The sequence below is a fragment of the Acidobacteriota bacterium genome (assembly GCA_016196035.1).
Classification (GTDB): domain Bacteria; phylum Acidobacteriota; class Blastocatellia; order RBC074; family RBC074; genus JACPYM01.
The window spans coordinates 19,311-43,672 of record JACPYM010000010.1 but is presented as its reverse complement, the minus strand read 5'-3'; the positions used below and the strand labels follow the sequence as shown (position 1 = coordinate 43,672).

The 24,362-nt window shown below is 57.5% G+C and carries 15 protein-coding genes and 1 pseudogene; 7 read left to right on the top strand and 9 right to left on the bottom strand.

Features of this window, described 5'->3' with window-relative positions:
• Positions 1–27: 27 nt before the first annotated feature.
• The 3 genes and pseudogenes from HY011_03905 to HY011_03895 all read left to right on the top strand — a co-directional run bounded on the left by HY011_03905 (position 28) and on the right by HY011_03895 (position 5,647).
• Positions 28–2,019, top strand: a pseudogene (locus HY011_03905) (N-6 DNA methylase).
• A 56-nt stretch (positions 2,020–2,075) separates the two neighbouring features.
• On the top strand, positions 2,076–3,488 hold the full coding sequence (locus HY011_03900; protein MBI3422057.1) for a hypothetical protein: 1,413 nt from the start codon (positions 2,076–2,078) through the stop codon (positions 3,486–3,488).
• Positions 3,489–4,360: 872 nt separating this feature from the next.
• Entirely contained in the window at positions 4,361–5,647 is a 1,287-nt protein-coding gene (locus tag HY011_03895) for a hypothetical protein (protein ID MBI3422056.1), read from the top strand.
• Between the two features lie 220 nt (positions 5,648–5,867).
• Here HY011_03895 and HY011_03890 read toward each other — a convergent pair whose 3' ends face one another.
• The 9 genes from HY011_03890 to HY011_03850 all read right to left on the bottom strand — a co-directional run bounded on the left by HY011_03890 (position 5,868) and on the right by HY011_03850 (position 21,350).
• Positions 5,868–7,688, bottom strand: a complete 1,821-nt coding sequence (locus tag HY011_03890) for an amino acid permease (GenBank protein ID MBI3422055.1) — start codon at positions 7,686–7,688, stop codon at positions 5,868–5,870.
• Between the two features lie 440 nt (positions 7,689–8,128).
• Positions 8,129–9,466 carry an RIP metalloprotease RseP gene (gene rseP / locus HY011_03885; GenBank protein MBI3422054.1) on the bottom strand — a complete coding sequence of 446 codons (1,338 nt, stop codon included), beginning with the start codon at positions 9,464–9,466 and terminating at the stop codon, positions 8,129–8,131.
• Positions 9,467–9,781: 315 nt separating this feature from the next.
• Positions 9,782–13,438 (bottom strand): RHS repeat protein, encoded by a 3,657-nt coding sequence (locus HY011_03880; GenBank protein ID MBI3422053.1) that lies wholly within the window; start codon positions 13,436–13,438, stop codon positions 9,782–9,784.
• Between the two features lie 343 nt (positions 13,439–13,781).
• Positions 13,782–14,882: a hypothetical protein gene (locus HY011_03875; GenBank protein MBI3422052.1), complete on the bottom strand. Its 1,101-nt coding sequence runs from the start codon at positions 14,880–14,882 to the stop codon at positions 13,782–13,784.
• A gap of 386 nt (positions 14,883–15,268) precedes the next feature.
• Complete coding sequence (locus HY011_03870; protein ID MBI3422051.1) at positions 15,269–16,468, bottom strand: 1-deoxy-D-xylulose-5-phosphate reductoisomerase; 1,200 nt, start codon at positions 16,466–16,468, stop codon at positions 15,269–15,271.
• A gap of 88 nt (positions 16,469–16,556) precedes the next feature.
• Positions 16,557–17,381 carry a phosphatidate cytidylyltransferase gene (locus tag HY011_03865; GenBank protein ID MBI3422050.1) on the bottom strand — a complete coding sequence of 275 codons (825 nt, stop codon included), beginning with the start codon at positions 17,379–17,381 and terminating at the stop codon, positions 16,557–16,559.
• 65 nt (positions 17,382–17,446) lie between these two features.
• Positions 17,447–18,253, bottom strand: coding sequence for an isoprenyl transferase (locus tag HY011_03860; protein ID MBI3422049.1), 807 nt, complete (start codon positions 18,251–18,253; stop codon positions 17,447–17,449).
• 164 nt (positions 18,254–18,417) lie between these two features.
• Complete coding sequence (gene truA / locus HY011_03855) at positions 18,418–19,149, bottom strand: tRNA pseudouridine(38-40) synthase TruA (protein MBI3422048.1); 732 nt, start codon at positions 19,147–19,149, stop codon at positions 18,418–18,420.
• Between the two features lie 185 nt (positions 19,150–19,334).
• The gene (locus HY011_03850; protein MBI3422047.1) at positions 19,335–21,350 is read right to left on the bottom strand and encodes a winged helix-turn-helix domain-containing protein; all 2,016 of its coding nucleotides are present in this window, start codon (positions 21,348–21,350) and stop codon (positions 19,335–19,337) included.
• A gap of 184 nt (positions 21,351–21,534) precedes the next feature.
• On the opposite strand from HY011_03850, the gene HY011_03845 reads away from it, so the two are divergent.
• The 4 genes from HY011_03845 (at position 21,535) to HY011_03830 (ending at position 24,340) form a co-directional block, all read left to right on the top strand.
• Positions 21,535–21,819 carry a helix-turn-helix domain-containing protein gene (locus tag HY011_03845; protein MBI3422046.1) on the top strand — a complete coding sequence of 95 codons (285 nt, stop codon included), beginning with the start codon at positions 21,535–21,537 and terminating at the stop codon, positions 21,817–21,819.
• Positions 21,816–22,388, top strand: a complete 573-nt coding sequence (locus HY011_03840; protein MBI3422045.1) for a hypothetical protein — start codon at positions 21,816–21,818, stop codon at positions 22,386–22,388. The genes HY011_03845 and HY011_03840 overlap by 4 nt, the downstream gene beginning before the upstream one ends.
• Before the next feature lie 212 nt (positions 22,389–22,600).
• The gene (locus HY011_03835; protein MBI3422044.1) at positions 22,601–23,224 is read left to right on the top strand and encodes a sigma-70 family RNA polymerase sigma factor; all 624 of its coding nucleotides are present in this window, start codon (positions 22,601–22,603) and stop codon (positions 23,222–23,224) included.
• 27 nt (positions 23,225–23,251) lie between these two features.
• Entirely contained in the window at positions 23,252–24,340 is a 1,089-nt protein-coding gene (locus tag HY011_03830) for a UDP-N-acetylmuramate dehydrogenase (GenBank protein MBI3422043.1), read from the top strand.
• Positions 24,341–24,362: the final 22 nt, after the last annotated feature.

The window sequence follows — 24,362 nt, the reverse complement described above, 5'->3', positions numbered from 1 at the left end:
ACCCATAAACTGCTTTTAGGAAGAAAGATGGAATATCGTCAATTGCTCAAAGAGTCGAACTACGCGCTCACACTGTTCACCGATACCGAAATCAAAGCCTTTGAAACTTCGATCATCGTCAAAGAGTTCAAGGGCAAGCCTGCTGAGTTCGTTCCCTGTCTGGTGCGCGGCAAGGAATTGAAGTTGACGCCGGAAGAGATTGTGCGCCAGCTTTATTTGCGCCGTTTGGTCAAAGACTACGGCTACGCAAAAGACCGGCTGGCGGTCGAATGGCCGGTGCAGATGGGCGCGGACAAGAAGAAAGCCGACATTGTCATCCTCGACAAAGATCATCCGACTTCGGCTTACATCATCATCGAACTCAAAAAGCCGAAGCTGAAAGAGGGCAAGGATCAGCTCAAATCGTATTGCCACGCGACGGGCGCGCCCATCGGCGTGTGGACGAACGGCGGGCAGATTTCCTATTACCACCGCAAAGACCCAAACTTCTTTGAAGACCTGACCGACCTGCCGAAGGCCAAGCAAACCTTGGCCGACATCCTCAACTAACAGTTCCGCATCGCTGATCTGATTGCACACGACAAGCTGACGACTGAGGGCAAATCGCTGTGCGACCTGATTCTGGAAATGGAGGATGAGGTTTTAGCCAACGCGGGCGTGGACGTGTTTGAAGAGGTCTTCAAGCTGATCTTTACCAAGCTGTATGACGAATACGAAGGCACGCGCGACGCGAAACGCTTGCTCGAATTCCGCAACACCGGCCAGAGCGAGGCGCAGTTGCGCGAGAAGATTCAGACCTTGTTTGAAGAGGCCAAGCAGGAATGGCAGGGCGTCTTTTCACCCGATACCAAGATCGCGCTGACTCGTTCGCATCTGTCGGTTTGCATCGCCTCGCTGCAAAACGTCAAGTTCTTCAACTCCAATCTGGAAGTCATTGACGAAGCCTTTGAATACTTGGTCAACAAATCGTCGAAGTGCGAGAAGGGTCAGTATTTCACGCCGCGTTACGTGATTGATATGTGCGTGAAGATGCTCAACCCACAGGAGCACGAATACCTGATTGACACCGCCGCCGGTTCGTCGGGCTTCCCTGTCCACAGCATCTTTCACGTTTGGAAACAGATTTACGCTGATCTTGGCAAGGAACCCAGCCACTTGTTCACCGCCGAAAAGAAGCCGCGCCGTTGCGAGAAGTACGTCAACGAGAAAGTCTTTGCGATTGATTTTGACGAGAAGAGCGTCCGCGTTGCGCGCACGCTCAACCTGATTGCGGGCGACGGCCAGACCAACGTGCTCCATTTGAACACGCTCGATTACGAACGCTGGGAAGAGCGCACCGACGAAGAGGATTGGAACGACACCTACAACGAAGGCTTCAAACGGTTGAAGCGATTGCGCGGCGACAAAACCGGCTACCGCGATTTTCAATTCGACGTGCTGCTCGCCAATCCGCCGTTCGCAGGTGACATCAAAGAGACGCGGATGCTGGCGAAATATGAATTGGGGCGCAAGGGCAACGGCAAGAATGAATCCGCCGTCGGGCGCGACATCCTGTTTATCGAACGCAATCTGGATTTCCTGAAACCCGGCGGGCGCATGGCGGTCGTGTTGCCGCAAGGCCGTTTCAATAACTCTTCGGACAAACGCATCCGCGAATTCATCGCCGAACGCTGCCGCATCCTGGCCGTTGTCGGGCTGCACGGCAACACCTTCAAACCGCACACCGGCACCAAAACTAGCGTGCTCTTTGTGCAGAAGTGGAATGACGATAAGCAATCCGGTAGCTATTGCCCGCGCCGTGACGATTACAACATCTTCTTCGCCACCCAGCGCAAACCGGGCAAGGACAACTCGGGCGAGAAGATTTATGAGACGCGCAACGGCGCGCGGCTGCTCGACGACTACCAGCACCCGATTGTGGAGCACGACCTGTTCAACACTGACGGCAAGACGCAAGACGGCATTGCCGAGGCCTTCATCGAGTTTGCCAAGAAGGAAAAGCTCTCTTTTTTTCGGTAGGCCCGTTTGATGAAGCGAAGTACAAGGCTTTGTTGGACGGGCTAGAAGTTGCTGAAATGAGGTTGAGTGAAGTTTTGCGTGAAAATGATGTGCTTAGGCTCGACAGCGACTACTACCAGAAAGAATTTCTTGCGAATGAAAAACTCATTAAGAGCAAGCCTTGGTCTTATCTCTTGGGCTTGCGTAAAAGTATCAAGAGCTTTGGAGCCTATTCCCTCTGCAATGAGATTGACTACCTTGAAAACGGAACCCCTTTCTTACGCGGGCAAAATATCAAAGATGGAGTCGTTGACTTCAACGATTGCCTTTACATAGACGAAGCTGCAAACGCGTTACTTTGGAAATCTGAAGTCCGACCGGGAATGGTCTTGCTTACAATGTCCGGTACAGTGGGCAATGCGGCGGTTGCAATGAACGATTGGCATTACCCTGTTAATTCCAATCAAGACATTGCAAAGATCACGACATCCTCAGGTCTAAATCCGTACTTCCTTTGTACTTTTCTATGTAGCGAGCATGGCAAAGCGCAGATGAGGCGCTTGCCAGTCGGGAGCGTTCAACAACATACGTTTATCTGGCAACTCGAAAAGCTATTAATTCCGATTCAATCAGAAGGCTTTCAAACTCGAGTTGAACAAGTATTCAAAGCCGCCCATCAGAAACTGGTACAAAGCCAAGCCCTCTACGCCGACGCCGAACGCCTGCTGCTGGCGGAACTGGGCTTGCGCGACTGGCAGCCGCCGGACGAACAGAGCGCGATCAAATCGTTCAAAGAAGTATTCACCAATGGTGAACGGCTCGACGCTGAATTTTACGAGCCGCGCCATCAAGAACTGGCAATCCGGTTGAGCAAGAAAGGAGCGGTCGAGTTGCTGACTCTTTGCCGCGAAGAGATCCATCGCGGCGTGCAACCTGAGTTCGTCGAAGGCGGCAAGGTCTTCGTCATCGCCAGCAAAGCTGTTCGGCCTCACGGCGTTTTACTAGACGAATCCGAATGCACCAGTCTGGAGTTTTACCAAACCACCCAAACCAGCAAGGGCCGTTTGCAACGCGACGATGTGCTTATCAACGGCACAGGGCGAGGCACACTAGGGCGCGCCTCAATCTACGATCACGACTTGCCAGCCGTGGCGGATAATCACGTAACCATGATCCGAGTCAGCCACGAACTTTGCGATCCGTACTATCTGATGCTCTACCTCAACTCTATTGCCGGGCAAATGCAGAGCGAAAAATATCAGTGCGGCTCTTCCGGGCAATTGGAACTTTACCCGCATCAAATTGGCCGTTTTCTGGTTTACGCGCCATCGTCCGCAACTAGCGATTTGCAGGCGCGAATCAGCAAAATGATCCAACAGTCATTCGCCTTACGGCAGCAATCCAATTCAATCCTTGAATCCGCCAAACGCGCCGTCGAACTCGCCATCGAACAAGACGAAGCGGCGGCGCTGCGGTGGCTGGCGGAATAACGTGTGCAAAATGGAAGGCGGGCTTGACTGCTTCGCCACAGCGCGGCGGCTGATTGTAGCCGGATGTTTCAATGCCTTGTCGTTACCCAAACTTATGCGCGAAACGTGCGCCTTGGTTTTTAGCCCGCGAATGCGGGCGTCAGCATAAAGCCCAGGGTGCAGCGCGCCAGCGCGCGGAACCCTGGGAACATTGGCGATTATGAGCTAAGCCCGCGAACGCGGGCGGCAGAGCGTCGCCAGCCAATCAATGTCTGTCGCCCACTTCGTGGGCTGGAAAATTCAATTTTGCGCACGACCTGGGGTTTCGGCTAACGCCTTCACCCCAGGCTTTATGCTGCCGCCCGCGTTCGCGGGCTGAAATCGTGCAAGGTTTAGGTAATGACAAAGCTTTGAAACACCGGGCTAAAATCAGCTTGCCGCTACACGTCACGACCATACAACGCTATGGGAAATGTGATTGGGTTGTGGAACAAGATGGTATCTTTTTCCTAATTCAGCGGAACAAGATACCATCTTGTTCCACAACCGATTTAGGTTCGCTATACGTTCTGCCCCTCACCACCAATTTCCACCGCTCGGAACAAAAGCCATGCAAGAAGCGTCTGCTCGATTGTTCAAACCACATCGGGCCGATAGAAGCTGTTCAACCAAGCGCCAACTGAAATTCCAACTGGGCGCGGTGAACTGTTTTTCAGCGCGCGTGTCTGAGCGGCAGACATGCGCAAACACTTCCCGCAAACTTCACACAACCCAACGCGCGTGGGCGCCAACTCCCGCTTGCGCATCTCATCATCCATCTTGGGCAAGTCCGCTTTTGCAGGCGCGCGCGGGCTGTCTGTGTTCGCAACCTGTTTTCTCGGCAGGGAGGAAGTATGCAACGAAAATTGATGTTCTTCGCATTCACGTTGGCCGCTGTGTGTCTGGCGCTGGGCGGCTTGGCGCAATCACAGGCCCAGCAACGCAATGGGCAATCAACTGCCAACACCGGCGCGGCAGCACAAAACTCGCCGTACAAGCTTTCAGGCCCCTTCACGCACAAGAACCTGAGCGTCTTTCTGGTGCACGGCGCGAATCAAGCAGGACAAACCGGCGGCAAGACGTATTTGACCTTGCAGGAAGCCATGCGGCAAAAGAAAGTCGTCGTGCGCGAGACCGGCGACGTCAACGAACTGACCATCCAAAACCGTTCGACCGAAGAGGTCTTTGTGCAGGCCGGCGACATCGTCAAAGGCGGGCAGCAAGACCGCGTGTTGGCGCTCGACCTGATCCTGCCGCCAAAATCGGGTCGCATCCAGATTGATGCGTTTTGCGTTGAACACAGCCGCTGGAGCCAGCGCGGACGGGAAGCGGTGACGGCCTTCAGCGCTTCGGACAAGATGCTGGCGACGAAAGGGCTGAAGCTGGCCGCGCGCAATTCGCAATCGCAAAGCGAGGTTTGGGAAAACGTCAGCGTGGCGCAGGCCAAGCTGGCGAAAAATTATGTGGCGGCGAAAGGCGTGCCGGGCGGCGTGGCTGGCGGGAGAGCGATGGGGGCTGGTGGTGGCAGCGCTTCAGGTTTCCGCGCGGGGCAGTTTGCTCCGCCGCCTGCCACACCTGTGCCGCCAATGAACGCTGCCGAGAGAGGCCAGAATACCGTCAGGATCAGTCAAGGCGTGCTTTCTGCTCCCAGCGCGAGCTTGATGCTGGCCGAACAATCAGGCTTGACTGCGGTCGTTTCGCAAGCTTCGCCGACGAGTTTGCAACTGACCTTGGAAAACAAAAACGTCAAGGAATCTTCTGCTGATTACGTCAACCAACTCGCTGCGATCATCGCGGGCAAACCGGACGTGACCGGCTATGTCTTCGCCATCAACGGACAGCTCAACAGCGCCGATGTTTATGCGTCAAACGCGCTGTTCAAAAAGCTGTGGCCGAAACTGCTGGAGGCCAGTGCCGTCGAGGCCTTTGCCGAATTTGACGAAAGCGGAAAGTTCGAACCGGTGAGGACCGATCTGGCACAGGCTTTTTTCCGCGATGCCGAGAGTGGCAAAGCTGAAGTGAAAACGCTGCGGCCGCGCACGCGGATGGTCAAACACGAGTCGGAAAAGAATGTCGTGTTTGAGGTGCGTGACCGCGCCCGCAATGACGCCTGGGTGCATCGGAACTATTTGGCAAAATAACTGACGCCTCTGCGTATTTCGACGCACCGCGTCTTTGGAGTGCGGGCGGCACAGGCCGCCGCTTTGGTAGTCCACTCGAATGCACGGATATTCAAAGAGATTACCAAAGCGGCGGCCTGTGCCGCCCGCACTCCAAAGGTTCCGCCCAGCCAAAGTAAGGAAACGGCGGCCAATGACTGGCCGCCGTTTCCTTTTCTAACAAGCTTTCTGGTTTGCCCAATCAATGGGTCTTCATCTCGGCGTAATGGGCAAAGAACCAATACGTGATGCCGATCCACACCGCCATATTCACTAGCGACACCAGCAAGCCAATCGTTTTGACCTGCGCGCTACGTCCAACGCTGCCGTCCTTTTTGCCATACATCAGCATCACCACCAGCACGCCCACCACGATCCAGAAGAACAGCCGTATGCCGTGATCAACCAGCCCGGCATTGGGGATGTATTTATTCACCTGCCAAACCGTCAGCAGGATGGTGGCACCGATGCCGACCAAGGCCGCAACCGGCGGCGTGTAGCCCGCAGCCGCTGTCGTCGCGGTGGAGGTACGCGTCCCAGTGGCGCTGAGCTTGCTGTTGGAGTAGCTGTAGGCAAAGTAAATCACCAAGCCGATGGACATCCAATCAATCAGCCGAATCCAGGTATCCAGCGGCAAGCTATTCATCAAGTACGCCGCCGAAAGCACCGTGCCGATGGGCACGAACGGCGAGAGCGGTACTTTGAACGGACGCGGCATATCGGGGTTGGTGCTGCGCAGGATGATGATGCCCGTGCCCACGATCACGAACGCGAAGAGGGTGCCGATGCTGACGAGTTCGCCCAGCAGGCTGATGGGCACGAAGCCCGCCAGAATCGCCACGATGGTGCCGGTGATGGCCGTCGTGATGTGCGGCGTGCGGTATTTCGGATGCACCTTGGCCGCCCAGGTCGGCAGCAAGCCGTCTTTGGACATCGAATAGAAAACGCGCGGCTGCCCCATCACCATCACGACCATCGTCGAACTCAGGCCCAAGACGGCGCCAACTTTGATGATGGTCGGGAAGACTTTCAGGATCGTTCCCATCGTCGTGCCTTGGGCTTGTTGCAAGGCTGCGTCAATCGCCACGGCGATGGGCGCCGCCGCATTGGTCAACAGCTTGTAATCCACCAGCCCAACCATGATGCCCGCCACCAGGATGTAAAGCACCGTGCAGATCGCCAGCGAACCGAGAATGCCGATGGGCATGTCGCGTTGGGGATTCTTTGATTCCTGCGCGGCGGTGGACACAGCATCAAAGCCGATGTAGGCGAAGAAAATTACCGCCGCCCCGGTGATGACGCCGCCGAACCCGAAGGGCATAAATTCCGCGCAACCCGGCGTGCCGGGCGCACAACCCATGCCCAGATTGTGTTTGTTGACATAACCGACACCCGCGACAATAAACAGCAGCACCACCACCACCTTGACCATGACGATGATCGAATTGAAGGACGCGGATTCCTTGATGCCTTTGATCAGCAAAAGCGTCACGCCAACAGCGATCAACAAGCCGGGCAAATTGATGATGCCTGAGACGGTGCTGCCATCCGCCAGCGTCACCGTATTCCACGGCCCCACGCTTAAGCGCGCCGGGAATGTAATGTGAAAGTCTTTGAGCAAACTGACCAGATACCCCGACCAGCCGACCGCCACGGTGGCCGCGCCGAAGGCATATTCCAGAATCAAATCCCAGCCGATGATCCACGCCACAAATTCGCCGAGCGTGCCGTAGCCGTAGGCATAGGCCGAACCGGAGATCGGGACGCTCGCGGCAAACTCCGAATAGCACAGCGCCGCAAACGCGCTGGCGATGCCGGCCAGGATCATCGAGATCACGACCGCCGGCCCAGCGTGTTTACCGGCGGCCTGCCCCGTCAGCACGAAGATGCCTGTCCCGATGATCGCGCCAATGCCGAGCATGGTCAGATCCAGCGCGGTCAGCGCTTTCTTCAAAGTATGTTCGCCGGTTTCCTGAGCCTCGGCGATAATCTGATCAATAGGCTTCGTTGCAAAAAGTGACATGAGTCCTCCTCAGATTGATACGTAGACAGCCGGCTTTGCCGCTGTTGCGGGTCCGGCACCGTGCAGGAATCTGTGCTACTGCGATTTGGCGATTGCCTGTGTTGGTTGAAAAGTTTTCGCGCTAGATTGCGGCGTACTCTAAACGCAAGTCCCCAACTGGTCAATAGACGGTCGGTAGTGGGTCAATGGGGAGAGAGCCAGGCCGCAGATCAACGCAGACCAACGCAGACCAACGCAGACCAACGCAGATCAATTGAACGGCTAACAGGTTTGATCCGCGTTTTTCAGCGGTCATCTGCGGCAAGACCTCTCCTCTTTGAGCCACCACCAGACGGTCAAGGCCGCGCGCCCTGGCCAGCCGCCTGCCGGTAAAGAAAAAGGCGAGCGGTTTGGCGCCGCTCGCCGGTGAGTTTTAGAAAGGAGAACCGTCAGTCAGTGAACTACCGCGGCCAAAAGAGCGAAACCGAATCGTTGACCATCACAAAACCCATCAAGAGCAACACCAGCACGAAGCCGACTTGCTGGAAACGCTCGCGCATGTTCATCGTCAGCGTCAGACCCACCAACCCCAAAATCCATTCGACCAGAATCAGCAGGATCATGCCGCCATCCAGCACGGGAATCGGCAGCAAATTAAAGATGCCCAGATTCAAACTGAGCAAGCCCATCAACCGGATGATGCCGCCCCAGCCAGCGGCTTCGTAGGTATTCGCCGTTTCTTTCGCGATCCGCAACGGGCCGCCGATGACATCGCGGGCCGAACGGCGTCCGTTGATCATCTGTTTGAAGACCACGCCGGTCATTTGCATGATCCGCACGTTGAAGGCCCAGCCATACGTGAGGGCCTCTGAAATCGAACTCGTTTTGATCAGCACCGTGTTGAAGCTGCGCGAGATGCCGATCATATATTGGTCGCCCTGCTTTTCAGGGGTGAGCTTCACGGCGAGATTTTGGCCGCCACGCTCAACCGCCAGCGCGACTTCTTTGCCCTCTTGCACGGTGCGGCGGAACTGGCTCCAAGCGGTAATCGGCGCGCCATTGATGGCCGTCAGCTTGTCACCGGCCTTTAGCCCCGCCTTTTCAGCGGGCGTCGCGGCGCCAACGCCATTCACGATGACATGCGTAATCGGCGGGTCCAGATCAACTCTGCCGATGCTGTCATTCCCGATCTTTTCAACGCGGGGTTTTACCCGCAGTTGCAGCAACTGCCCGTTGCGCTCGACAGTCAGCGGAATCTCTTCGTCAAAGCGGACCAGTACGTCTTCCTGAAAATCCTGCCAGGTCGGATGCTGGTGATCGCGGTAAGCCACGATGCGGTCGCCTTTCTGCAAGCCCGCCTGTTCCGCCGTCGAACCCGGCGTGACTTCGCCGATGACCACTTTCTGGGCGTTATACACATCGTCCTGGAACCCGATCATGATCGCCGCCGCCGGAATCAGAATCGCGGTCACGATGTTGAACACCGGCCCGGCCAGCGCGACCAGCAAGCGCTTCCAGCCGGGATACGCCAGAAATTCGTCCACGTCCGCCTCGCTCTTGCCCTGGATCATCTCCATGTTTTCGCCCTTGAAGCGCACATAGCCGCCCAACGGAATCGCGCTGAAGCGGAAATCGGTTTCGCCCAGTTTGAAGCCGAACAAGCGCGGGCCAAAACCGACTGAGAACACCTCGGCGGGAATGCCCAACAGCTTGGCGACGATAAAATGACCGAACTCGTGGATCACCACCATCGCGCACAGAATGACGACAAACGGCACGACCATATTGTAGAAACTCACTGCATTCTCCTTCGCTGCCAACGCGCTAACCAGTAGGACTGATGACTACACAGACAGCTCATAAACCGGAAACGACTTCAGCCAGATGACCGCACCAGATCGGCAAAAAAATGATCTTGGTACCGCACCAAGCCCAGCCATCCGGCAGTTTATTGGACGTGAAAAGGCGTGTCAAACTAGGGGGAAACAGGGTTGGACATCGCTGAGTGGAGGCATTCGGTGAATCATTACGGCCTTTTCACTGTAGCCAAAAATTATTTATTTTGTATAGGTTAAGCCGCCTAAGCGGGCAGTATGGCGAGGTGGTTCGCGGCATTATGCAACTAGGCCATGCGTGTGTGAACTGACGACCCCAACCGCCAACCAGATATCTTCGCCAAGTGGGAAGTAATCGTGCCACGTCTTAACCAACTCGTTATCATCCGTCACCACGCGCGAGCCTTGCTGATCGTTCAGCATGTAGCACACCACGTTGACGCTGGCCGGTTCCACCGTCGCTACCAGTTCGCCGTTGCCGTAAATGCACTCGCGTTTGAGCACACCGTTTTCGTATTCAGCCAGTACCATCCCCGTCGCATCGTAAACCTGCCGCCGCGTCACGCTGCCTTCCGTCGTCTGAACGCACTGGCCCAGACCGTCATACACAGCGGACGAAACCACTTGTTGCGTCGCCAATGGAGTCGTTGAGACGGCGCGCCCCTTCGCATCGTAGACGTGGCTCTGCTCGCCAAAGGTGGGGTCTACGGTCAGATTGCCCGCCGCGTCGTATTGCCACGTCGGCGTAACAAAGCGGTTCGTCGCCTGGTCGTAATCGCTCTGATAAACATCAACGTAAGGCCGCCCGGTATTTTCACTACTCGATTGCCAGCGGTTGCCATAACGGTCGTGCTGGTAATGATCGCGCCAGACCAGATTGCCGTTATCGCCGCGATATTCCGCCGCGCGCGACAGCCGGCCCAGGCCGTCGTATTCATAGCGTGTCTGCTGCTTTTTGACACCGTTGATGAAGCCCTCGACACGCGCCAGTTGACCGTTGTTCAGGTTGGGGTTCACAGCGCCGGTGGACATATCCGTCTTGCCATACAGGTAATCGTAACGTTGCCATGAGCTATTCTTCTCATCCAGCAATTCGATTCTGCTGACCTGCAGCCGGTTGTTGTAGGTGCGCTGTTGCAGCAAACCATTGCCAGCTTGCTGCTGTTGCAAGGCCCCGTGCGCGGTGTAGCGGATGTCGCCGACATAAGCATGGTCGTAATCGTCAACCCGCTCCAGTCCGTCGCCCGCTTCGTACTGGTTTTGCACGGCGCGCGCCGATGGATAAGTCAACGTGGTCAATTGCCCGGCTTGGTTGTAGGCGTAATTGATCGCCGCAGTAACCGTGCCGACCGTCTGTTGCTGGTGTTGGACGTGACCCATGCGGTCGTAATCGTATTTCTGTTTGGTCAGCGGGACGATTACTTGGGTTTCGGCTTCGCTCCTTTGCCCGGTCGTACTGACGGCGTCGGTGATGACTTCGGTCAGCCGCCCGTTGTTGTAATAACCGGCAGCCACTTGGTCGTAGTTGTACGTCACCTTTGGCGTCGCAACTGTACCGCCGGTGTAAGTGGCGTCCTTGACCCGGTTCAGCCCGTCATAGGTGAAATGCGTCTGAATGTTGCACGCATCCCAAACGTCCATCACCAACCCATCCGTGTTGTAAACGATCTTCTTCGACCAGTAGCTGTTGTTGGTCAGCGGATCGCTGGCGCTGTGCGGGGCGTCCTGTTCGACGTGACGCTCGTGCGTCAGGCGGCCCAAGCCGTCATATTTGAAATAGCGTGTCTGCGTGCCTTGTGTCAGCTTGATGACATTGTTCAAACCGTCATATTCATAGGTGGTACTTAAGGGTTGTTGCAGGGGAGCCCCTGGCGTGGGACTGGTCAGCGAACCGCTGCTGTAAACCGGCTCTTGCACTTCCAGCACGCGGCCCAGCGCATCCAGCGTGCGGCGGCGCTGTTTGCCTGCCTGATCGGTGACCGTCTCGACCATGCCGGGGTCGCTGGACGCGATCGTGTAATCAATGCTGGTGGCCGTGCCGTCCTGCGTTTGCACGCCAAGTGAGCGGCCCAAATAGTCATAGGCATAGCGTGTCCATTGGTCAGGAGAGTTAGAGGGAGTGCGCGGAATCAAACTGGGGTCGCTGGCCGTGCCGTAATGCGGGTTGCTGACGGCCAACAGCCGGCCCATCAGGTCGTATTCGTAATCGGTGACCGACCAATAGGTTTGGCCCAAACCCCAGTCGTAATAGTAATGACCCAGGCTGCGTGCCAGATTGCCGCGCCCTTCATAAAACTGGGTGCGTTCGGTGTATATGCCGCCCTCTCGCCAAACGCGCGTGGACACGAAACTATGCTGATGCGCGGCGTCCGGGTCGTTGAACAGACCGTCCTGGTAATCGTATGTCGTCTCGCCGCCATCGGGACGCACAACAGACAAGAGCCGCAGGTTGAACGGGTGATAATCGTAATTGGTGTATTGGTTGCTCTCGTCAGATGCTCGCCGCACGAGGCCGGTATTGCGGTCATAATCGATTTGCGTCGTCAATTGTCCGGCGTTGCCACGCTTGATTTCCGTCGGCCAGGTATATTCGTTTGCTTTGATGTAGGTGTACTCGCGCAGCTTGCAACAACTGGCCGATTCCTCGACAACGTTGCCTGCGATGTCGTACTTGAATTTGGTGGTATTGAGGTCGTTGGGTGGCGGGTTGCTGGGCGCTGTTGGCACTGGGTAACGCTCCACCTTGGTCAGATTACCGCGATAATCGGTAGCCGGATCATAAGGAACCCCCCAATTAAAACAGTAATCAGGGCAATAGTCATAGTAAAAGTACTCCATTGCTCCATAAGGGTCGTAAGTGTGACAGTGATAGAGCACATCATCGTAACCATATGCATTACTGCGTGGCAGCAACAACTGCCCGCTCACCCCGACGTCTTGATTGTCGTAATAATACTTTGTGTAAGCTGACAGCACCCCGCGCTGATCATAAATGGCCACCGTGCTGGGCAACCGTAACAACCAGCGGTTGAGCCAGCCCGACCCGGTTTCGTAATTTGTCTCGATGCGCCGGATGATATTGCCGTCGTAGCCGCGTTCGACCAGCTTCTTGACGTTGTTAAAGCTGTCGTAAATTTCGAATTCGGTGACGCGCACCTTGCCAGCCTCATTGGTAAAAGTGATTTTCTTGATGCGGTCATCGCCATTGCTGCCGGTGGGCTGCTCATATTCATACAGCGTCGTCGCCAGTGTTGTTGCGCCCTGCTTGACCGTTACCTGTTTGATAAAGCCGGGGATGCAACCGGCCAGGCAGCCGTTGTAACTGTATTTGGTGGTTTCGGTAGTGGTGCCGTCCGGTGCGGTGATCGTGGTTTTATCGTTTGCCGTGTCTATCGCAAATTGATAGACCATTGGCGCGGTGGTTTGCCCGGCCCAAGTGTCAGTGCGCTGTGTGTATTTCGGCACGGCGCTCAAATTGCTGGGCGTGGTTGGATAGTTGTATTCGGTCGTGGCCGCCACTTGACCGATGTTGGTCACACTACCTGTCACAGTCAAATCCTCGCCACTGACCGCCATGCCGCGCAATTGTTTTGTGCGATAGATCATCCCGTAACTTGAGTAATCGAATTGCCAACCCGTCTGCGTGCCGTTCAGGTAAATATATTTGAGCATTTGCCGCGTGCTGGGTGGAGCAGGCAGGACGCTGCCAGTGAAACTGGGATTGATCGTCAAGGCTTCGTAATAGAAGCGTGCGACCTGCAATCGCCCCGACTGTCCATCATAGGCGGGCACGCTTAGCGTGACCAATTTGCCTGTGTCGTCGTAATTGAAACAAATCATCCGGCCTAACGTGTCCCAGATGTAGGAGATCTTCGGCCCAACGCCGTTCTGGTAGTAAATGTCAATGTAATTGCCGTTGCGGTCAGCAATGCGCACCGGCCAGAGCTTGAACAGTTTGGCATAGTAAGTTGGATCACCTGGGGTGGTTTCAGTCGGGCCGATCTGAATTCCCGCCCCATAATCTATGCGCGTGCCGTCCGGATAGACCGTTGAACAGAGCGTGTCTTGCGGTTGACGATTGCGTCGCCCAGGAAGGGGATCGACAAATTTAATAAAGCTGCCATCAGTTGTGCGTGGGATGAACCCGAATGAACCGGTGTTCTTTCTGTCAAAGGCATGATATGTGCCATCGCCCTCTAGTACTCCATCAAGCTGAAAATGAGGGATGTAGGGCGGGATTTAATCCCGCCCTACATCCCGGATGCGCTCTCAGCATCCATCACTTACAGCTTGATGGAGTACTAGCAGGTAATTGGGTTGAAGGTAACCAACGCTGTCGTAAATGCTCAAGGCTGCCATATCCCAGCCCGAACCCCGGCGCGAGCCAGCTTTCATCATCGAAGTAAAAATTGTTCGAGCCGTTTTCCTTCCAGACCAGGCTGTTGTAAGTCAGCCCCAATGCCACATCCAATGCGCGGCCTTCCAGATTGACCAGCGGAATCCCGAAGGTGAAATTCGCGCTGCCCGGATGTTCGGTGCCTGGGACGGCGGCGGGCGGATTATTGGCGCCTGCCTCGGTGCGATGCGGCGGTGCGCCAGTCGCATAAGGGTTGACCGTGGCGAAATCTTCCGGCGGGTTATTTAACAACACGCTGGCACTGGCGGCGCGGCGTCCGGCAATCGGCGTTTTCAGTGATGCCGAATTTTCGTTTGGCCGCCACGCCGCTTTCACGATACGCGGCCCGGCTTGTGACTTACCTTGGGGTAATGGCTGAGCCGCACCTCTGTTCCAGCCGACCTTGTTGTTTGGCGTGCCTTGCGTGCGGGGCGGCGTCCGCTCTGCTTTCAAAACCGTGACGTGAAATTGCAAAGTGTGTGCGCCGACGCGCGCGGTGATTTCGGCCCTGCCAGGATTGCCCGCGCTCAGCGCGCCGTTGAAGACGAGCGCCACTTTGTTATCACTGGTGGTGAAGACAGGTTGTATACCGTCGAGCGGGTTGTCCTGCGCATCCACGGGGATAACGGGCAAAATGAGGCGCTGGCCCGACACCAAAGTGATGTCTTGTGAGCGAGTGGTTTTCAATCTGACCACGCGCGCTTGCCGTTGATTGAGCGTGTTTTGCCACTCGGCGTTGGTGTGTGGACGTGGCGTTACCTTCGCTGGCTTGGGGCGCGCAGGCGGCGCAACGGGCGGCGGGTTCCGATCCGGACGGCGCGGCGGCAGGTGCGATTGCTGAAAGAGCAAACCCAAAATTGATGAAGCAAAGCCCGCGTTCGGAACCAGTGGTGTGGCAAAGGTGGTTGGCGGCAGCGCCAAGACCAACGTCAGGATGATGGCGATTGCTTGCTTGGCAAAGCGCTCTACCGCACGACTGTACAAGCGGTCTAGCTTGCGTGACTTTTTACACTGGGGGGGGGGGGCAAGCAGGGCCAGCGTAGCGCCTTTTGCGGCAAGCATTGTGCTGACAGTTGAGAAGAAAACCGGAATCCCGGTGAACGGATGTTGGCGAGTAATCTTTGGCATGGCTCCTCCTTAAAGACAGGTCAGATTAACTGTTCGTGAATGTTGGGCAACTGCTTTGTCGGCTTGGGAAAACGCTTTGCTGAAAACTTGTCATCGGGCTTGCGCGCGGCTGTACGGCTGTACTGTCTGCGCAAGGGCGGAAGTGTTGGACTTGATGCTCCCACTGCTTCGTTCGATGACCGGTGCGAAGCGACGGGAATCTAGCACGGCCATCTTGCGCTGGCAATGCAACTCGATAAATGTCAGGCACGAACCGCGCTACTTGCCTGCCCGCCAGACTGCAAACCAATCTGTTGGGTGACCCAATCGCGCGCCCATTGATCGGCGGCCAAGACGGTTTCCAGGTCAACGGCGGGCTGCAACGTGTGCGCGTTGCAGGCAGCCTCGATCAAACGCGGGATGTCGCCGAAGCGGATGCGCTCTGCCAAAAACGCCGCGACGGCAATCTCGTTCGCCGCATTGAGCACAGCGGGCATCGTCCCGCCCGCGCGCAAGGCTTGGTAGGCCAGCCGCAGGCAGGGGAATTTGTCCGGGTCGGGCGCAAAGAATTCCAGTTTGCTCAAGGCCATCAGATCGAGCGGCGGTAAATCTGCCGGGTGGCGCGCCGGATAAGTCAGTGCGTATTGAATCGCGTGGCGCATGTCGGTGACGCCCAATTGCGCGATGATCGAACCGTCCACCATTTCAACCAGCGAATGCACGACCGATTGCGGGTGCACGACGATGTCAATTTCGTCGGCGGAGCATTGAAAGAGCCAGCGCGCCTCGATCACTTCGAGGCCTTTGTTCATCAGCGTGGCCGAATCAATTGTGATCTTGGCGCCCATTTGCCAAGTCGGATGTTTGAGGGCCTGCGCGCGCGTGGCATTTTCGATCTCACCTTTGCTGGCGGTGCGAAACGGGCCGCCCGAGGCGGTGAGGATCAGCCGTTTCAATTCTGCGCGCTTTTCGCCGCGCAAACATTGGTGCAGTGCGTTGTGCTCACTATCCACCGGCAAGAGTTCCGCGCCTGATTTGGCGGCGGCTTTGGTCATCAATTCGCCCGCGATGACCAGCGTTTCTTTGTTCGCCAGCGCGACACGTTTGCCCAATTCCAACGCGCGATAGGTCGGCAATAGGCCGAGCGCGCCTACAACCGCGCCCACGACAATCTCCGCTTCGACGCAGGTCGCGACTTCGATCAAACCGTCAACGCCAATGCTGATTTGCGGCAACCGGGTCACATTGCGCTGGCTCAATTCGTAGCGCAACTTTTCCGCACTCGCTTCATCCGACACCGAAACCAGACGCGGTTGATGCCGGACGATTTGCTCGGCCAGCACTTCGACATTCGATCCCGCGCCCAACGCCGCTATGCCGAAGGCGCCGTTGAGCGCCTCCACCACGCGCAGCGTGTTGCAGCCAATCGAACCCGTCGAACCTAGAATCGCAAGCTGTTTCATAACAGTGGTCGGTAGTCAGTAGTCAGCAGTCGGTAGTCAGTAGCTTGAGCGATGACCGCAACAGTATGCTCAAGCTACTGACTACCGACTACTGACTACTGACTACTGATTTCAGAAAGACCTGATAGTAGTAATAGAGCAGCGGCGCGTTAAAGAGCATGCTGTCGAGCCGGTCGAGCACGCCGCCGTGTCCGGGGATCAGGCGCCCTGCGTCTTTGGCTTTCGCGCCGCGTTTCAACATGGATTCGCAGAGGTCGCCGGTCGCGCCTAAAAAGCCCATGACCAACGCCAGCGGCACGGCGTGCGTCAATTTCAATTCGGGGAAGAAGGTGTAATGCGCGATCAGCGCGGCGATGACATTGCCAGCCAAGCCGCCGATGGCGCCTTCGACCGTTTTGCCCGGACTGATGCGCGGCGCGAGTTTGCGTTTCCCCAGCGTGCGGCCAGTGTAGTAAGCGGCTGTGTCACCCGCAAACACGACAATGAAAAAGAGCGTCAGTAATTTGGCGGGCAAATGCAAATCATCGCCACCCGCCGTGCGCAGCGCGATGATGTAACCGCCCAGCAACGCGACATAGAGCACGCCAAATAAGCGCTCCGCCGCTGCGGGCAAGACGTGCGACAAGTCTTCGCTATCGAGATTGCCGAACAATTGCGCCAGCAATTCAAAGACCACCAGCGCGGCCAAAATCGCGGCCACCAGATCGTGCCGCCCAAAATAAAAAGCGGCGATGATTCCCGCCGCTGCGATTAAACCCTGCGCTTCCCCGCCCGCTTTCGCCAGCCGGTAATACTCGACCAGGCCCAGCACAATGGCGAGCGCGGCCAGTGTCACAAAATAGATCGGGGAACCGAGCCAGAGCGCGGCGAAAAGGAAAGGCAGGAAAATAATGGCGGTCAGTACACGTGCCATAAAGGTAGGGGCTAGGGGCTGGGGGCTAGGGGCTAAGGCTGTCTCTAGCCTCAAGTCCCTAGCCTCTAGCCCCTGCTGACAACTGCGCGTTGCGGTTCTGTCACCAGACCGCCGTAGCGGCGTTCGCGCTTTTGATAATCCAAAATGGCGGCGAACAAATCGGGCCGCCGGAAATCGGGCCAGAGCACATCGGTCACATAAATCTCGGCATACGCGATCTGCCACAACAGAAAATTGCTCACGCGGAATTCGCCGCTCGTGCGCACCAGCAAGTCAGGGTCGGGCAGATTCGCCGTATAAAGTTGCCGCGCCAGATCGCTTTCAGTCAGCGAATCGGGCGTGCGGCCTTCACGCTGGCATTGTTCCAACAGGCGGCGGCAGGCATCCACCAATTCAACGCGCCCGCCGTAATTGAGCGCAACGTTGAGCACCATGCCGGTGTTGTGCGCCGTCTTATGCATTGCCGAACGCAGTTCAAATTGCACCGATTCATCCAATTCGCGTGTGCGCCCGATGGTTTGGAAACGAATGTTTTCGCGGTGAATATTCTCGATCTCTTTGCGCAGATATTCTTTCAGGAAGGTCATCAAGGCTTCGATTTCGAAAGGCGGGCGCTTCCAGTTTTCAACCGAGAAGGCGTATAAGGTGAGCGCCTCGATCCCCAAACGCGCGCAAGTATCCACGGTCGCGCGCACAGCTTCGACACCGGCGCGATGGCCGGCGACACGCGGCAGAAAGCGTTTCTTGGCCCAGCGTCCATTGCCGTCCATAATCACGGCGAGGTGGCGCGGCAACCGGGTAAAATCAAGCTGGCGCAACAACTGTTCGTCGCGCGAACCCGGTTCGATGATGCCTGCGAAATCCTCTAACATGCTGTTCCTATTGTTGCGGCAACGTGCTTGTCCCCACAAAGCCGCACGAATCAATACGAAGGTTTGTTACAGCGTGCTTCGCGTTTCTGCTGAATTCTTCCCTGATTCCTTCGTGGATGAGTTCTCGATGCAACGACGGACTGCCGTATGACAAGCGCCGCATACTAATACTCGACTTTTACCAGCGTCAACCCTTTGGCCGGCGCGGGTGCGCCCGCCCACGTGCGGTCTTTGCTCTGTAACAAATCTATGATTGAACCGGCGGGCAAGCGATCCCGGTTGGCTGCCACCAATGCGCCAATCATCGTGCGCACTTGATAGCGCAGAAAGCCGTCGCCGCGAAACCAGAACTTGAGCAAGGGGCCAGCGCTTTCCAGCCAAATCTCGCTGAGCGTGCGCACCCGCGTTTTGGTTTCGCAATCGCTGGTCGTAAACGCGCTGAAGTCATGCGTGCCCAACAACTGCCGCGCCTCTTCCATCAAGCGCGCCGGCTCAAGCTGGTAAGGAAAATGCCAGGCGTAGCGTTCCCACAACGGATGCATCACGTCAGCATTGTAAAGCTGATAGCGATATGTTTTGCCTTTGGCATAAATGCGCGGATGAAAGCGCTCTTCGGCCTGTGCCGCTTCCAGCACGCGAATATCCAACGGCAGATTGGCATTGAGCGCGCGCCGCAAGGCCGCGCCTTCCCAAACTTTGTCCAGCTTGAACGAGACGACTTGCCCTTCGGCATGCACGCCCGCGTCAGTGCGCCCCGCGCCATGTGTCACCACAGGCACACGCGCAAAACGTTGCAAGACTTCGGCCAGGACGCCCTGCACCGTCGGGCGGTCAAGTTGCATCTGCCAGCCGCAATAGTTTGTGCCGTCGTAAGCGACGGTGATGCGATAGTTCATTGAATGGATATGTAGATCGGTTTGCACCTCGGTGTAAGAGAAAAATGCGATGTGGGACAGTACCGCGCGCGTCAGCAAGCGGAGACGGCGCGTTAATGCCGCTGGGCCTGACTTGCTGCGCCGCTTGCTGACGCGCGCGGTACTGTCCCGGCACCACCGTCCCATATCTGCAATCACCAACCGCTCTAGGTGTGACCGATACGCCGCAATAGTTCGGCAAAGCGTGGATCCGTGTGCAGATTTCCAAACAGCGGCACTGTCTTGAGAAAAGCCAACATGCTCGCCCGCTCTTCATACGCTCGATTCAACCACACGAACGATTGATCGTGGTCGCCGAGTTCGGCGTTGATACGAGCCATGCGCCAAGCTCCCAGCGGCGCGCCCTGCCTCGCCCGTTCTTCCGCCAACTCCAGCTCTTTGCGCCAATATCCCAGTTTGCCCTCGGCGGCAAAGGCTTGCTGCAAGGCGGTGAGATGGGCTTGGCTCTCACCTGTCAACGCGCGGAACTTGAGCACTTCGGCCAGGGCCTGTTCCGCCTCACCTTTTAGAAACAGCGCGTTGCTGAGGTCATCGTGCGCCAGCGCGAACGTGGGATCGAGTTCAAATGCTTTGCGATACCACGTGATGGCCTGGTCGTAGCGGCGTTGATAAAAGTAGGCCCAGCCCACCGCTGTCGTAAACAGCGGCGAGGTCGGATCGAGTTCCTGCGCACGCCGCCGGGCGACGAGCGCTTCATCCAAACGCCCCATGGCGAGCAAGTATGCGCCATTCAGCCCGTGCGTATCGGCAAAGTTGGGGCTGAGTTCGAGGGCGCGGCCAATCTCACGTTCACACGCGGGCCAATCCCAGGCGTAAAAAAGTTTGGTCTTCGCCAGGGAGAGGTGGGCTTCGCCCAGCGTGTCGTCGAGTTGCAAGGCGCGCAACGCGGCAGCCTCGGATTTCGGAAAAGCCTCGCGCGGCGGCAAGAAGCCCAGATAGCCCAGCAGATTCCAGGCATCGGCGACGCCCGCATGCGCCGGGGCGTAGTCGGGATCGGCCTTGAGCGCCTGCTCGAAGGCTTCAGTGGCCTTTTCCAGCGAGGCCTTTGTCCACTTGCTCCAAAAGTAACGGCCCCGCAGATAAGCCTGATAAGCCTCGCCGTTCGCGGTGTAACGCCGGGTCAGCAACTGACGTTCGGCGGGTGAAAGGTTAAGCGCAAAGGCGGCCACCAGCTTCTCCGACAACCGGTCTTCAACCGTGAACAGATCGGCGTCTTTCTCGTCCAGTGTTTCTGCCCAGAGCGTCGCGCCGTCATTGACGTTGACCAGCCGCACCGTCACGCGCACGCGTTCCCCGGCACGCTGGATATGCCCGTCGAGCACGGCATCCACTTTCAACTCGCGCCCGGCGGCCAGCGCATCCTGTTCGAGTGCCGTGTATTTGCGACTGGCTGACAACGGGCGCACGACCATCTGTCGCAGCCGGCTGAGCCGCGTGATCAACACATCGGCCATCCCCATTTGCAGATAATCATCCCGCCCCTCGGCCACCAGCGGCTTGAAGGGTAGGACGGCGAGCGTTTTGATGGCGGATGGCGGCCCTTCCGCGAGGTGGACTGCGGATTGGCTCTTGCTACGCCAGTAGATGCCGCCCGCCAACAGCAGACCCAGCAAGGCGAGAAACACGACGGGGCGCGTGGGGGATGGGGCGACGGGGCGAGCCGCTAGCGCGCTGCCAGGAAGTTTTAATTTCTCCCCGTCTCTCAATCTCCCCGTCTCGCCCCCCCTCACTTCCCCGTCCAAAATCTCTTCTTCAATCACCAGCCGCACCTTCGACTCTTCGACGACCAGCGTGGAAGCGGCGGCGGGCAGCAAGGCCGAATCCTCTTCGACGATTTCAGCCACATCGGCTACAAAGCGATAGCCGCGTCCGGGCACGGTCACGATGTAGCGCCGTTCGCCCGGCCCCGCACCCAGCGCTTTGCGCAAGGCTGAGACGTTGACCGTCAGATTGTTTTCTTCCACCACCGAATCCGGCCAGAGCAGGGTCAGCAATTCGTCCTTTTCGACCACCTGGCCGCGCCGTTCGACCAGCGCGAATAGCAAATCCAGGGCACGCGGGGTCAGTGCCACCGGTGCTCCGGCGCGCAACAAGACCCGCTTGCGCCCATCCAGGCGAAAGGAATCGAACTCATAGAAGCGCGGAACTATTTTGTTTTCCATCGCTTTCACAACTTTAGGAAGTTTAGCCGCCGGGCTTAAAGATTTTAGCCCCGGCTTTGCCGCATCTTGCGCCGCGTCGAGGCCAAGCGGCCCCGGCGTGAGGCCGGTTCGGCGCACACTGTAGCACCGCCACCAGCCCAAACCCAAGACCGGAACCGAACCTGAATGACCTGACGCAAACACCATGAACCGAACCCGGCGGATTGAAATTACGGTCGAGCGCAGACGCCTGGTATGGCCAAACGCCACGCCGCCCGCGCCCGTTTTTTGTCCAAGCTGCCCGGCCCCGGTGGTGCTGCTCACCCCGGAAGAAGCCGCCGCGTTGGCCGGTGTCAGCGTGCGCGCGGTCTATCGTTGGGTCGAAACCGGTCAGATGCATTATCTGGAAACGAGCGACAACCAACTGTTCGTCTGTCCGTCTTCGTTTCCACCTTTAATTGAAGCAAGCTTGAAAGGAGCAACTTTATGAAACACAGCAAAACCCTCTTCGCAATGTTCACGGCCCTCTTGGCCCTGAGCGCATTCATCACCCCGCCCTCCACCTATGCGCAAACCGTGGAGACGCATGAAACGTCCATCACCCCGCAGGCGGCAGCCGGTGGCGGCATTCTGGAGGTTCTCGAACAGGTCAAACAGGCGCAGATCAAAGCCTTCGTGGGCACCTGGGTCGCGACAGTGACGCCCGGCGGCCCCGATGCAGGCCCGTCGTTCCCATCCTTACTGACGTTTATGGCCGATGGCACGGCGCTGTTTTCGGCGGCAGGCCCGCCCATCCCCGCACTTGGCAATCCAGGGCACGGCACCTGGGCACGCATTGGCGACCGCACCTTCGCGGCGACCTTTGTGCAACTGACCTTCACCGACATCTTTCACCTGGATGGCACCTTAAAGATTTCACTGACCATCAAGCTCAACGAGAAACTGGATGAATTAACCACGCAGGATCAAGTCAAGATTTTCGACCTGGAAGGGAACGAACTGGTCACGCTTGACGGGGCGCAACGCGGCAAAAAGCTGCAAGTCGAGATCAATCATTAAGCGAACCTTGCGGTAGGCGTCCAACGCGCACCGCCGTCCCAACTGCCCGGCTTTACAAAGCTGAGGGTTAGCGTTTCGACTAGCCCTCAGCTTCGCCGTCATTCCAGCAAAAATTTCGGCAGCATGACCTTTTTCGCAGCGCGATCCCGCTTAGCCAAGTGAGGGCCGCCGCTCTCACAAACGACAGTCGGTCAAAGAGGAGAGGAAACCTTATGCTGACCAGTGCCATTCGCTACCAGGCAATGAACATCACTCCGCAAGCGTGGCAGGGCATGCTCGCGGACTTAATGGACGGAATAGCGCGCCGTGAACAGGCGGCGCTATCCGCATTTTACGAGCAAACGCATCGCCAGGTGTTCGGCCTGTTGCTCACTCTGCTGCCGGAACGCGCCACGGCTGAAACCGTGCTGGCGGAAGTTTATAAACAGGTCTGGCAACAAACCGGACAAGCCGAACCTGCGCCGCTTTCCCAGCGAACCTGCCCGCTCACTTGGTTGCTGCTATTGGCGCGCAAGCTGGGGTTGGAACGCTTGCGCGCACTGCCACGACCAACCGCCATGCCAACTCCGCTTTCTGTAAATCCGCCCGCAAATCCGTCCGCCGAATCTGGGCAGACGGCAGCGTGCTCCGAAAATAGCGTGGTCGCCGAGCGGCGTCAGCGCGTGCGCCAAGCCCTGCTGCATTTGCCTGTCGAACAACGCCGCGCATTGGAATTGGCCTGCTTTGCAGGGCTGACTTATACCGAAATCGCCAGCCAATTGGGCCGCGCGCCCGCCGAAATCAAAAGCCAACTCGCCGCCGGTATGCGCACCCTCAAAGCACATTTGCAGCCGTAACCGTGACTCCGGGATAATGCGGCCCCCATGCAACCACCCGCATTCATACGACAACACGTCCCGCTCGCGCCCCTGACTACCTTGGGCGTCGGCGGCGCGGCACGTTTCTTTGCGACCATCACGCAAGAACATGAGATTCCAGCGGCGCTCGCCTTTGCCGCGCAACGTGAATTGCCTGTCTTTGTGCTTGGCGGCGGCAGCAATCTGGTGATCGCCGATGCGGGCTTTCCGGGTCTGGTGCTGCACATTGCGTTGCGCGGAATTGAAGCACAGCTTGAAACCAATGGTGCCCGTGTGACGGCGGCGGCGGGCGAACCCTGGGATGCGTTTGTGGCGCACTGTGTCGCGCAAGGCTGGGCAGGCCTTGAATGTCTGAGTGGCATTCCCGGCTCTGTGGGCGGCACACCCGTGCAAAACGTCGGCGCGTATGGTCAGGAAGTCTGCGAAACCATCACGAGCGTGCGGGCCTTTGATCGGCAGTCAGAGCAGATCATTGCATTGAGCAACGCCGCCTGCCAATTCGGGTATCGCCAGAGCCGCTTCAACACGCTTGAACGTGAGCGCTTCATCGTCCTGGCTGTGACATATATGCTGCGCGTGAATGGTGCGCCGGCCTTGCGGTATGCCGACGTCAGGCAGTTTTTGGCGGATTCAGCCACTACGCCAACGCTGGCCGATGTGCGCGCGGCGGTGCTGACCATTCGCCGCCGCAAAGCGATGGTGCTCGACCCTGCTGACCCGGACACGCGCAGCGCCGGCTCCTTCTTCAAAAATCCGGTTCTCGCGGCGACGGAATTTAGCGCGCTGGAAACGAAAGCGCGGGTGGCGGGTATACTAAAGACTGAAGAAACCTTCCCGCATTACGCGGCAGCCCATGAACAGGTCAAAATTCCGGCGGCCTGGCTGATCGAACAGGCGGGCTTTGCCAAAGGTTACACGCACGGCAATGTCGGGCTGTCGAGTAAGCATTCGCTGGCCCTCATCAATCGCGGCGGCGCGCGCGCCAGCGAAATCATCGAACTGATGCGCGAGATTCAGGCGCGCGTGCAAGCACGGTTTGGCTTGGAGCTTAAACCTGAACCAATCCTGCTTGGCTTTGCGCAGGAACCGGCTTGAGACGTTCCTCAACTTGCCCCCG